Origin of the sequence: Lactobacillus mulieris (genome assembly GCF_007095465.1) — a bacterium.
Taxonomy (GTDB): domain Bacteria; phylum Bacillota; class Bacilli; order Lactobacillales; family Lactobacillaceae; genus Lactobacillus; species Lactobacillus mulieris.
The window spans coordinates 1-272 of the sequence record NZ_SDGL01000042.1 but is presented as its reverse complement, the minus strand read 5'-3'; the positions used below and the strand labels follow the sequence as shown (position 1 = coordinate 272).

Below are 272 nucleotides of genomic sequence, written 5' to 3'. Positions count from 1 at the left end.
GAAAAGGGTAAGTTACCAGCAACTGCCGATGAGGGAATTAAGAACTTAGGTGACTTACCAGAAGGAACTCACGCAAGTTGGGGTGAAGGTGCACAAGACTTGGTAGATAAGATGAAGCCAGGTGAAACTCAAAACATTCCAGCAACAGTAGAATTCCCAGATGGTTCAACTAAGGATGTAACAATTCCAGTCCACAAGACAGAAACAGTAGAACCAAAGACCCGTGATGTAAACACTAATGGTGATGGAAGCTTACCATCAGCAGATACTAC

1 protein-coding gene is annotated in these 272 nt (G+C 43.4%); it reads left to right on the top strand.

Features of this window, described 5'->3' with window-relative positions:
- On the top strand, positions 1 to 272 hold a 272-nt coding region (locus ETI37_RS07760; RefSeq protein ID WP_244285230.1), incomplete at both ends, for a Rib/alpha-like domain-containing protein.